Source organism: Bradyrhizobium sp. HKCCYLRH1030 (genome assembly GCF_051168395.1).
Lineage (GTDB): Bacteria > Pseudomonadota > Alphaproteobacteria > Rhizobiales > Xanthobacteraceae > Bradyrhizobium.
Genome location: NZ_JBNPUY010000015.1, coordinates 93,826 through 104,253, shown reverse-complemented (window position 1 = coordinate 104,253; position 10,428 = coordinate 93,826). Strand labels below are relative to the sequence as shown.

Here is a 10,428-nt window from a genome sequence, read left to right as displayed (position 1 = left end):
AACTCCAGCAGAAGCGCTTGACGAGCTGCTGTCACGAATGAAAACACTTGGTGTTGCGACCACCGATTGAGCCCGCCGGGTGTTCTCGGCTGAACCTGTGGTTCCTGCCGCCTGCATTTTTTCCGCAGGCGGGCCATGGGTGCGGCCAGCGCCCGGCATTCCCCGTGCCCTCTTCTCGAAGAGGGCAGGACGAACGGTAAAGCTCGGACGCGAAACGCGCCGCGAGAAGAAGACCGCATGTCTCATCTCTCCGTCATTGCGAGCGAAGCGACCTGTCCGCCAAAGCCCGAAGGGCGACGGCGGAAGCAATCCAGGGCCGCGCCCGCGACTCTGGATTGCTTCGTCGCTTGCGCTCCTCGCAATGACGCGGAGAGATCGAGGTTAAAACACAGCGTGATCGCCGCGCTCGGCGGTCGCCTCGCCGCGGATCAGCCTGGCGTAGTAGTCGAACAGCGTCTCCGATCCGGTCGACGGCGTGGCGTCGGCGTCGTAGCGGCCGGTGGCGGGATCGAGCACCAGCATGGATTCGGTCGCGTAGTAGCGGCCGATGCGGGCGAGCTCCGCCTTGTCGGCCAGCGACGGCACGATCCGCTTGGCGACATCGAGCCCGCCGATGATGACATCGAGCAGCGCCACCGGGACGTGCCGGAAGTGCGGCTTGTGTCCGAGCAGCGCGAACAGATGCTCGCCCTGTTCGATCGGCGTGATGGCGGGGCCTGGGCCGCCGATCGGCAGCACCCGGTTCCAGCGGCGCTCGTCATCGAGACATCCGGCCAAATAGTCGCCGAGGTCCCCGTCGCTGATCGGCTTGCACGCCGTCAACCGGCCGTCGCCGAACACCAGATAGGGCCGGCCCTGCTTCACCCGCGCGACCTGTCCCGACAGCGACTTGAAGAACGCGGTCGGGCGGACGATCGAGTAGGTCAGCCCCTGCTCCATCAGATGCGCTTCGAACGCCAGCTTGGCCCTCTGAAACGCCAGCAGCGGCTTCTGCACGCAGATGGCGGACAGCAGGACGAAGTGACTCACACCGGCACTCCGCGCGGCATCCAGCACGTTCACATGGGCTTGGTAGTCGATCGCCTGGGCATCCCTGGGCACGCCGGTCCGCGAGGCCATGCAGGACACCACGGCGTCGAACCGCTCACCGCCAAAGCCGTCACGTGCGAGGGAGGCGGGATCGGTGACATCCCCCGTCCTGACGGTGGCGCCCGCGATCTTCACGGCGTCATGGCGCGGACGCACCAAGCAGACCACCTCGTGCCCGCGCGCGACGAGCGCGCGTACCGTGGCACGGCCGATCGTTCCCGTCGCGCCAAGCATGAAGACGCGGCGTGGACGGGACACAGTGGCGGGAGCCGGTTCGGAAGGAGAGATCATCGGCGTGGCAAAGACTCCGAATGCCGTTCCGACCTATATCACGGGCGGCTGGCCCATGACGCCGTCGGCTCCGCTTCGACCTCACCGCGCCGCGCGCGGCGTCTTCTCGAGGATCAGCGTATGGATGCCGCAGGTGCCGCTGTACAGGCTCATCACCCGTGTGCCCGGCTTGCGGCCGGCGCGCGGCTCGGAGACCTGCAGGCCGGCGGCGAGCAGCCGCGCGCGCGTCGCCTCGATGTCGGCGACGCGCCAGCTCAGGCCCCACAGCTTGTCATGGGCCTTGTCGTTGCCGGCGACCGGCCGCTTCACCACTTCGACGATCAGGTCGCCGCAGCGGAAGAACATCAACTGGCCCCATTCCTGATGGCTGCGGTCGAGCGCCATGTCGAGGCCGAGCCGCGCGCCGTAGAGCGCGGCGGCGCGTTCGGGATCCTCGGTCGAGATCACGATATGGTCGAGGCCGAGCACGGCCGTATCGGCGGTCTTGGCGGACGGCGGGCGCGGCTCGGCGAGCTCGAGGAAGAACATGCGCACGCCACGCGTGAGATCGGTCATGGCGCGGGTGCGCTTCCAATGCAGCGTCTGGCCCGAGATGCGGTCGGTGCTGTCGACCTCGGCAATCGGATCCGGCTTCAGCGCGACCCGCTCGAGCCGCCGATGCATCTTGCCGATATCGCCGGTGGCGAAGCAGATACTGGCGAGCCCCTCGCCCCAGATCTTGATCACGTTGCGGATGCGGTCGGCGGCCACGCCCTGGCCCGCCGGCGCCATCAGCTCCAGGCTCATATTGTCGAGCGTGAACAGGACGCGATCGGCGCCCTCGCCCGAATTCTGCCAGGACGGCTTGCGCGCCAGCAGCGTCTCGAACGCGGCGCTGCCGGCCTGGATGTCCTGCAGCAGGACGACGACGTGGTCGAGGCCGGTGATCACGGAAACAGCCCTCGCGAGTTCTTGGCGGCGCGCACCTTCTCCACGCCGATCGCCATCGCCGCGGTCCGGTGGGAGATGCCGTCGGTCTTGCCGCGCGTCAGCATGCGCTCGAAGGCACGGTCAAGGATCTGGTACTCCCTGCGCATCACCTCCTCTTCCTCCCAGAACAGCTGCTGCAGGTCCTGCACCCATTCGAAATAGCTGACGATGACGCCACCGGAATTGCAGAGAATGTCGGGAATGAGGAAGATCTCGTTGCGGCGCTGGTCGAGCACCAGATCGGCATCCGGCGTGGTCGGGCCGTTGGCGGCTTCCGCAATGACGCGGCATTTCAGGTTCGCCGCCACCTTGGCGTCGATCACCCGCTCGACCGCGGCCGGCACGAGGATGTCGCAGGCCAGGGTCAGGATCTCCCGCGGATCGAAGGCGAGCTCGGTGGAGAAGCCGGCAATGCTGCCGTGCCTGGCGGCGTGCGCCATCAAGGCCGGGATGTCGAGGCCGCGCGGATCATGGAGGGCGCCGGTGTGATCGCTGACCGCAATCACCTTCATGCCCATCTGGTGGAAGCCGAGCGCGGCATACGAGCCGACATTGCCAAAGCCCTGCACGACCGCGGTGGACTTGGTCGGGTCGATGCCCAGCTCATCCATCACCCGCCTCGACACATGGGCGACGCCGCGGCCGGTCGCCTCGCGGCGCCCCAACGTGCCGCCGGAGAACACCGGCTTGCCGGTCACGATCTCCATCACCGTCTGCCCCTGGTACATGGAATACGTGTCCATGAACCACGCCATCACCTGCTCGTTGGTGCCCATGTCGGGCGCCATCACGTCGGTATGCGGGCCGACGAACGGGATCATCTCCTGCATATAGCGGCGCGACAGCGATTCGAGCTCGCGCTTCGACAGTTTGGAGAGATCGACGTTGATGCCGCCCTTGGCGCCGCCATAGGGCAACCCGACCAACGCGCATTTCCAGCTCATCCAGATCGCGAGCGCGGCGACCTCGCCAATGTCGACCGTCGGAGCGAACCGCGTGCCGCCCTTGGTCGGCCCCATCGTCAGCAGATGCTGGACCCGGTAGCCTTCATAGACCGCGATCGTGCCGTCATCCTTGTGGATCGGACACGAGACGGTGATCGCCCGCTTCGGCAAGAGCAGCCGGTCCCGCTCGTCGGCTGGGATGCCAAGGTGGTCGGCGATCACGTTGAACTGATTGGTGGCCATCTCGAAGACCGGACCCGCATAGACAGTCATATTCCACTCCCGAATCTGCGCTTCTGCAGGCCGGCAACCATAGCGCGACCCGAGCGCCGGCGGCAGGGGGCCACCGGTAGCAGACGGCCGATCTCAACCACCAAGGTGACGATTTGGCGAAGAATTTCAGCGTTGATCCGCTTTGACCGCTTGCTAATCTGCGGCGCCGGGGCCGCGATCACCCCTTAGTGAGACAGAAATGGCAATGCAGGCCCTCTTCATCGGACAGACCTACATCGACGTGACGTTCATCACCGACCACATGCCGACGGGGGACGAGAAGCACGTGGCATCCGACTATGCCGTCTCGTTCGGCGGCAATGCGGTGACTGCGGCATTTTGCTGCGCCAAGCTCGGCATCGTGCCCGACCTGATCGCCACCGTCGCGAATGACTGGCTCGGGCGGATGTTCCAGGACATGACCGCGAAATACGGCATCTCCGTCCATCCCCGGAAGGTCAATGCCTCCTCGCTGTCCTTCATCATGCCGAAGGACGGCAAGCGCGCCATCGTGCGCTGCCGCGACGATGCGCATATCCACCCGTTCCCGCTGCTCAATCTCGGCAATTGCAAGGCGCTGCATGTCGACGGCCACCAGCCCGACGCGGCGTTGCATTATGCCAAGCTGTGCCGCGAGGCCGGCATCCTGACCTCGCTGGACGGCGGCGGCCTGCGCACTAACACCCATGAGCTCCTGGAATATATCGACGTCGCGATCGTGGCCGAGCGGCTGTGCGAGCAGATGGACCTCACGCCGGAGAAGATGCTCGACTACCTGAAGAGCCGCGGCTGCCGCATCGGCGGCGTCACCCAGGGCGAAAAGGGCCTGCTCTGGTATGACGAGGTCGGCGCCGTGCATACGCTGCCCGCCTATCCGATCCCGCGCGAGCGCGTGATCGACACCAACGGCGCCGGCGACGTCTTCCATGGCGCCTATGTGTATTCGTACCTCGCCAATCCTGCGAAGGGCTGGAAGGAGCATTTCGAGTTCGCCCGCGCGGCCTCGACGTTCAAGATCCAGAAGCTCGGCAACGAGGCCGGCCTGCCGACGCTCGCCGATATCGAGCTGGTCCGGCAGGAATTCGAGGCTCGCGTCTAGCGGTTGTGGGGAGCAGGCGGATGGGGCGGGTCGTCGTCGCCGGCAGCATCAACATGGATGTGGTGGCGGCGGCCGAGCGCCATCCGCGCATCGGCGAGACCGTCGCCGGCCGGTCGGTGATGTACTTTCCGGGCGGCAAGGGAGCGAACCAGGCCGTCGCCGCGGCCAAGCTCGGCGTGCCGACGGCGCTGATCGGCCGGCTCGGTCGCGACGCCTTCGGGGAGCAGTTGCGCGCATTTCTCACGGCTCAGGGCATCGATCTCACCGCCGTGAAGGACAGCGCCAGCGCGTCGACCGGCACCGCGATCATCACGCTGGCCAAGGCCGACAACACGATCGTGGTGATATCAGGCGCCAACGCCGAGGTCAGCGCCGACGATGTGGCGCGGGTGTCTCTTGGCTCGGGAGACGTGGCCGTCAGCCAGTTCGAGATCCCGCAAGCGACGATTGTCGCGTTCTTCCAGCGTGCCAAAGCGGCCGGCGCCACCACGATCCTCAACCCCGCCCCCGCGAGCGCCTTCGACAGCCCGCTGTTTGCGCTGGTTGATGTCCTCGTGCTCAACGAAACCGAGCTCGGTTTCCTGGCCGGCATCGAGCTCGGCGACGCGCCGACGCCGCAGCAGGTGAATGAGGCGGTTCGCGCGCTCAAGCCTCGCGACGACCAGACGGTCTGCGTCACGCTCGGCGCGCGTGGCGCGGTCGCGGTTTCTGGTGCCGAGGCCCGGCTGGTCGAAGGCCGCGCGGTGAAGGCCGTCGACACCACCGGTGCCGGCGACTGCTTCGTCGGTGCGCTCGCCGCGCGGCTGTCGCAGGGCGCTGATATCGCGGATGCGATCGGCTATGCCAACGTCGCCGCCTCGATCTCGGTGCAGCGCATGGGCGCCGGCCCGTCGATGCCGACCGAGGAGGAGGTTCGCGCGTGGCTCTAGGCCAGAGCGCTCTTCAGGTCGAAGCTGGGATCAGCGGCCTTGGCTGCATCCAAGGTGCCGCCCGCAGCCAGCAACTTGCGGCCGAACATATGGTCGCCGGCGCGGTTGACCGACTCGATGCCGACCAGTCGGCCCTCCTTGTAACAGAACGCGGAGAACGCCTTTTGCGCCGGGTCACCGCGCAGAACGACCTGGTCATAGCCGGTGGTGAGCCCCGCGATCTGGAGCTTGTCATTGCCCTGGTCGCTCCAGAACCACGGCTGTCCGTCATAGGGCTTGACGTCGCCCGTCAGCCGCGCCGCGACGCAGCGGGCGTGATCGGTGGCGTTCTGCACCGACTCCAGCCGCAGCGTCCCGCCGAAGCGCTGGCTGACGAACAGGGCGCAGTCGCCGATGGCCGAGATGTGCGGATCGCTGGTGAGCAGATATTCGTCGACGACGATGCCGGAGGCGACCTGCAATCCAGCCTCGGCGGCGAGCTCGACATTCGGCAGCACGCCGACGCCGACCACGACGAGGTCAGCGGGGATGTGCCGACCATCGCTGAGGCTGACGCCGGTGACCTTGTTGCCGTCGGCCTCGATGCTGGTGGCCTGCACGCCGAGATGGATGCGCACGCCGGCTTCCGCATGCTGCTTCTGGAAGTAGTCCGAGATTTCGGCGGTCACTGCCCGCGCCATCACCCGAGCGCCGAGCTCGAGCACGTCGACCTCGAGGCCCTTGATCCGCGCAGTCGCGGCGAATTCAAGACCGATGAAGCCGGCGCCAATGACGACGGCCCGCTTGGCATCGGCGAGCAAGCCTCGCAGCGCTTCGCTGTCGTCGAGAATGCGCAGATAGCGCACCGCTGGGAGATTGGCGTTGGGAATGTCGAGCAGCCGGTTGCGCGCACCGGTCGCGAACACGAGGTGCCCATAGTCGAGCGTCCTACCGGAGGCGAGCAGCACCCGGCGCTGATCGCGCTGAACAGCGACGGCACGATCGTAGACGAGATCGATGGTCTGGTCGGCGTAGAACTTCTGCGGTCGGAACATCAGGGTCTCGGGACCGCCGGTGCCCTTCAGATACGCCTTCGACAGCGGCGGGCGCTGATACGGCAGATGCGACTCGTCGTTGATCAGATGAATCGGATCGGCAAAGCCTGCCTGACGCAGCGAGGTCGCGAGCTGGAATCCCGCATGCCCCGCACCCACGATCACCACCGGTCCCTTCGTCACTGCACCCTGCCCCATTCTGTCATTGTCCACGCCGACGGAACCGGGTTTTGGCAGACTTGTCCGGCATTGTCACCGGTCCCGCCGTACGGTTTAAATGCGGCAACAAAAGCCACGCCCCGGGAGGTATGAATGTCGGACGCCGTAGCGGAACCTGCCCGCCTGAGCATCGAAGGTCCGATCGCGACCATCACGCTCGACCGCCCGGCAGCGTTCAACGCCATCAACCTTGCGATTGCGAAGCGCTTGGAGCTGCTTGCGGCCCAGGTCGAGGCCGACGACACCATCCGCGTGCTGATCCTGAAAGGCGAAGGCCGCGCCTTCAGCGCCGGCGGCGACCTGCAGACGATCGGCGCTGCCGCCGAGGCCGACGCCATCACGCCTGTCGTCAGCGAACTGCTGCATCACTACCATGCCTTCATCGCGAGCCTGCGGCGCATGCCCAAGATCGTGCTGGCGAGCGTGCACGGCTCCGCCGCCGGCGCGGGGATGTCGCTCGCCTTCGCCGCCGACCTCTGCATTGCCGCCGAGGACGCGCGCTTCACGCCGGCCTATGCCAAGCTCGGCGTGTCGCCCGACGGCGGCGGTACAGTTGGCGTGGTCGCCACTGTGGGCATCAGGCGGGCGCTGCAGATCTTCCTGGCGGAGGACAGCTTCACGGCCGCGCAGGCCCGTGAATGGGGCTTGGTCGCGAAAGTCGTCCCCGCCCCCGAGCTCGCGGCAGCCACCGACGCGCTGGCGCAGCGGTTGGCGCAGAATGTGCCGGCGGGGATCGCGGCGACCAAGGCGCTGATCCATCGCGCGCCAACCAGCTCGGTCGAAGACCAGCTCGCCGCCGAGCGCGATGCCATCATCAACTGCATGCACACGGATGAATTCCGCGCCGCCGTGAAGCGGTTCACCAGCAAGGGAAAGTAGGACTGCGCTCACCCCTTCCCTTTCCGGCGCATGAAATCGAAATCGCAGCCGTCGTCGGCCTGCAGGATCGTTTCATGGAAGAGATGCGCATAGCCGCGCTCCGCCCATTCGGGCGTTGCGGCTTGCTTCAGCGCAGCGCGACGCCGGTCCAACTCGGCGTCGTCGACCAGCAGGTCGATGCTGCGCTTGGGAACATCGAGCCGGATCATGTCGCCGCTCCGCACCAGCGCCAGCGGGCCTCCAACCGCGGACTCCGGGGTGATATGCAGCACGATGGTGCCGAAGGCGGTGCCGCTCATGCGCGCATCGGAGATGCGCACCATGTCCTTCGTGCCGCCGCGCGCGAGCTTCTTCGGGATCGGCAGGTACCCCGCCTCCGGCATGCCGGGTGCGCCTTTCGGCCCGGCGTTGCGCAGCACCAGGACGTCGTCGGCCGAGACGTCGAGATCGGGAGCATCGACCCGCAAGGTCATGTCCTCGATCGACTCGAACACGACGGCGCGCCCGGTGTGCTGCAGCAGCTTGGGGCTTGCCGCCGAATGCTTGATGACCGCGCCGCGCGGCGCCAGATTGCCGCGCAGCACGGCAAGGCCGCCTTCCGGCTTGATCGCGTCGTCGCGCGCGCGGATCACGTCCTGCCCCGGCACGTCCTCGGCGGCGGCCACGATGTCGCGCAGCGATTGGCCGGTGATCGAGCGGCAATCGAGATCGATGAGATCGCCGAGCTGCTTCATCAGCTTTGGCACGCCACCGGCGTGATGGAAATGCTCCATGTAGTGATCGCCGGACGGCTTGAGATCGACCAGCACCGGCACCTCGCGACCGATGCTGTCGAATGCATCGAGGTCGATTTTATGCGGCGTCCGGCCGGCGATGGCGGTGAGATGCACGAGCCCGTTGGTCGAGCCGCCGATCGCCTGCAGCACCACCTGCGCATTCCGGAACGCCGCAGGGGTCAGCAGTTCGCTCGGCTTCGGTCCCTTCACCTTGGCCATCTCGGCCGCGACCCGGCCGCTGGCCTCGGCCGAGCGGAAGCGCTCGGCATGCGGCGCCGGGATGGTCGCGCTCATCGGCAAGGACAGTCCGAGCGCCTCGGTGATGCAGGCCATTGTCGAGGCCGTGCCCATCACCATGCAGGTGCCGACCGAAGGAGCGAGCCGGCCGTTGACTGCGTCGATCTCGCTGCCGTCCATCTCACCGGCGCGATACTTCGCCCAGAGACGTCGGCAGTCGGTGCAGGCGCCGAGCACCTCGCCCTTGTGATGCCCGACCACCATCGGCCCGACCGGAATGACCACCGTCGGCAGATCGGCCGACACCGCAGCCATGATCTGCGCGGGCAGGGTCTTGTCGCAGCCGCCGATAACCACCACCGCATCCATCGGCTGCGCGCGGATCATCTCCTCGGTTTCCATCGCCATCAGATTGCGCAGATACATCGAGGTCGGATGCGCAAAACTCTCGGCGATCGAGATGGTCGGAAACACGAACGGCATCGCGCCCGACAGCATGACGCCGCGCTTCACCGCCTCCAGGATCTGCGGCACGTTGCCGTGGCACGGATTGTAGTCGCTGTAGGTGTTGGTGATGCCGACGATCGGGCGATCGAGCGCGTCGTCCGAATAGCCGGCCGCCTTGATGAAGGCCTTGCGCAGGAACAGCGAGAAGCCGGCATCGCCGTAAGCGGTCAGTCCCTTGCGCAATCCATCGGTCATGGTCTTCTCTTCTTTCATTCTCAACGTCATTCCGGGGCGCGCGAAGCGCGAACCCGGAATCCAGACATTGTCTTGCGCTCTCACATCGAGATTCCGGGTTCGCGTCCTGCGGACGCGCCCCGGAATGACGAGGTCGGATCAACCCCAGTCGATGATCCGGCTGGTGTCGCCGTCGAACTCAGTGGTGCAGAACGCGCCGCCCTGGAAATAGTCGCCGATCGGATCGGCGGGCAGCTTGGCCTGCTCGGCCAAGGCGTGCTCGCGGAAATCCTCCGCGCGGCCGGTCGGGCGATAGCCGAGGTCATAGGCACGCTGGTTGTCCCACCAGGCGCGCTCGTTCAGCGATGCGCCATAGAGCACTTCAAAATGGATGTCGGGATGCTCGAGGCCGATGCGGCAAAGTTGCACCAGATCTTCCGGCTTGAGCCAGATCGACAGCCGGCGCTTGTCGAGCGGCTTGTCGCCGAAATTGCCGATGCGGATGCAGGTCACCTTCAGCCCATGCTTGTCGGCATAGAGCGAGCCGACCGCCTCACCGAACACCTTGCTGACGCCGTAGCGGCCGTCGGGGCGCGGCTGCACCTCATTGTCGATCTTGCGGTGCCGCGGGTAGAAGCCGACCGCATGGTTCGACGACGCGAACACCACGCGCTTGACGCCCTTGCGGCGGGCCGCCTCGAACAGGTTGTAGCCGCCGATGATGTTGGCCTGCAGGATGTCGTTCCACGGTCCCTCGACCGAATAGCCGCCGAAATGGATGATGCCGTCGACGCCTTCGCACAGCGCCTCGACCTGGGCGAGGTCGGCAAGATTGGCCGCCTTGAAGGTCTCCTGGCTGGAAAGATCGGCAGGCGGTTTCAGGTCGCTGAGCAGAAGGTCCGGATAGATCGGCGGCAGCAGCTTCCGCAAGGAAGTGCCGATTCCACCGCTCGCACCGGTCATCAAGATACGTGGCATTTCATCCCTCGTGTTGGGTCCGCAGGTTTG

At 66.4% G+C, this 10,428-nt stretch carries 9 protein-coding genes; 3 read left to right on the top strand and 6 right to left on the bottom strand.

Annotated features, from left to right (window positions below; all coding sequences use genetic code 11):
- Positions 1 to 381 precede the first annotated feature (381 nt).
- The 3 genes from ACQR1E_RS31260 to ACQR1E_RS31250 all read right to left on the bottom strand — a co-directional run bounded on the left by ACQR1E_RS31260 (position 382) and on the right by ACQR1E_RS31250 (position 3,566).
- Positions 382 to 1,323, bottom strand: a complete 942-nt coding sequence (locus ACQR1E_RS31260) for an NAD(P)H-binding protein (RefSeq protein WP_434897978.1) — start codon at positions 1,321 to 1,323, stop codon at positions 382 to 384.
- Between the two features lie 138 nt (positions 1,324 to 1,461).
- On the bottom strand, positions 1,462 to 2,310 hold the full coding sequence (locus tag ACQR1E_RS31255; RefSeq protein WP_316200519.1) for a VOC family protein: 849 nt from the start codon (positions 2,308 to 2,310) through the stop codon (positions 1,462 to 1,464).
- Positions 2,307 to 3,566: a Glu/Leu/Phe/Val family dehydrogenase gene (locus ACQR1E_RS31250; protein ID WP_315754716.1), complete on the bottom strand. Its 1,260-nt coding sequence runs from the start codon at positions 3,564 to 3,566 to the stop codon at positions 2,307 to 2,309. Before ACQR1E_RS31250 ends, ACQR1E_RS31255 begins: the two co-directional genes overlap by 4 nt.
- Positions 3,567 to 3,771: 205 nt before the next feature.
- On the opposite strand from ACQR1E_RS31250, the gene ACQR1E_RS31245 reads away from it, so the two are divergent.
- Both ACQR1E_RS31245 and rbsK read left to right on the top strand, forming a co-directional pair.
- Positions 3,772 to 4,665, top strand: coding sequence for a sugar kinase (locus tag ACQR1E_RS31245; protein WP_315715822.1), 894 nt, complete (start codon positions 3,772 to 3,774; stop codon positions 4,663 to 4,665).
- A gap of 20 nt (positions 4,666 to 4,685) precedes the next feature.
- Entirely contained in the window at positions 4,686 to 5,594 is a 909-nt protein-coding gene (gene rbsK / locus ACQR1E_RS31240; RefSeq protein WP_434897975.1) for a ribokinase, read from the top strand.
- Here the strand turns inward: rbsK and ACQR1E_RS31235 are convergent.
- On the bottom strand, positions 5,591 to 6,826 hold the full coding sequence (locus ACQR1E_RS31235) for an NAD(P)/FAD-dependent oxidoreductase (RefSeq protein WP_315826399.1): 1,236 nt from the start codon (positions 6,824 to 6,826) through the stop codon (positions 5,591 to 5,593). The genes rbsK and ACQR1E_RS31235 overlap by 4 nt on opposite strands.
- A gap of 114 nt (positions 6,827 to 6,940) precedes the next feature.
- On the opposite strand from ACQR1E_RS31235, the gene ACQR1E_RS31230 reads away from it, so the two are divergent.
- Positions 6,941 to 7,726, top strand: coding sequence for an enoyl-CoA hydratase/isomerase family protein (locus ACQR1E_RS31230; RefSeq protein WP_315826400.1), 786 nt, complete (start codon positions 6,941 to 6,943; stop codon positions 7,724 to 7,726).
- A gap of 8 nt (positions 7,727 to 7,734) precedes the next feature.
- Here the strand turns inward: ACQR1E_RS31230 and ACQR1E_RS31225 are convergent, their stop codons facing one another.
- Both ACQR1E_RS31225 and ACQR1E_RS31220 read right to left on the bottom strand, forming a co-directional pair.
- A complete protein-coding gene (locus ACQR1E_RS31225; protein WP_315826401.1) occupies positions 7,735 to 9,441 on the bottom strand; it encodes an IlvD/Edd family dehydratase in 1,707 nt (568 codons plus the stop codon).
- 138 nt (positions 9,442 to 9,579) lie between these two features.
- Positions 9,580 to 10,398 carry an NAD-dependent epimerase/dehydratase family protein gene (locus ACQR1E_RS31220; protein WP_315826402.1) on the bottom strand — a complete coding sequence of 273 codons (819 nt, stop codon included), beginning with the start codon at positions 10,396 to 10,398 and terminating at the stop codon, positions 9,580 to 9,582.
- Positions 10,399 to 10,428: the final 30 nt, after the last annotated feature.